This window comes from Gluconobacter sp. GP1, from assembly GCF_032913585.1.
In the GTDB taxonomy this organism is placed as follows: Bacteria; Pseudomonadota; Alphaproteobacteria; order Acetobacterales; family Acetobacteraceae; genus Gluconobacter; species Gluconobacter cerinus.
Genome location: NZ_JASGXC010000047.1, coordinates 1 through 777 on the forward strand (window position 1 = coordinate 1; position 777 = coordinate 777).

At 57.9% G+C, this 777-nt stretch carries 1 pseudogene; it reads left to right on the forward strand.

What is annotated here, in order from left to right:
• Nucleotides 1–777: pseudogene (locus R5H23_RS16845) on the forward strand (type IV secretion protein DotO); the annotation flags it as partial.

A 777-nucleotide genomic window follows, 5' to 3' on the forward strand; every position in this document is an offset into this window, starting at 1 on the left:
TCGACATGGTCAGGGCCGGACTGAGACAGGAAGAACGCCACCTTGCGCTTCACATTCCGTTTCAGCTCATCGACGAACACGCCTACAACATTTTCGATACCGAAACCTGTTGTCGAACGCCGCTCCCCTATCACCGCACGTTTCTGACAAATTTTCTCGCGCAGATCTGTAAGCCCCTCGACGGCTCTGACTTCGAGAGCATGAACCAGCTGATCGACGCGCTCATTACGGCTGCGTATGAATATTACTCCGACACTGGTCCCTCTGTCCGTCCCAAGATGTATCGCGAAGGGGTCGACCGGCTCGGCATTGATATGGCCCTCGCACATCATCGGCTTTCAGCGACACGGGCTACGACCTGGTGGGAAGTCGCTGACATGCTGGCAAACGTCGGCGACATGCGCATGGCGCACCGCGCGACCCAGTTTGCCGTGCCTGTGATCAGCGACCTCGTCGAGGTCGTTCGCGAAGAGCGCATCCGGCTGGAATTCGAGAAGGCAAACCCGACAGGCGGGGCAGAGTCCTCCATCGACGTTTTCAGGCGGTACCTCAATCATTTCGTCGCGAAGTTTCCAAGCCTGACAAAGCCGACACGTCTGGATCTTGGGGATGCCCGGATTGTCGTCATCGACATTGACCGGGTCGCGCCGGAAGGACAGGGCGAGGCGCAGCGCCAGACGGACCTGATGTATCTCCTCGGATTTCAGATCGTCTCGCGGAACTTCTTCCTTCATCCGGATGATGCCCAATACGTCCCTCTCCATGTCCGTCCGTATC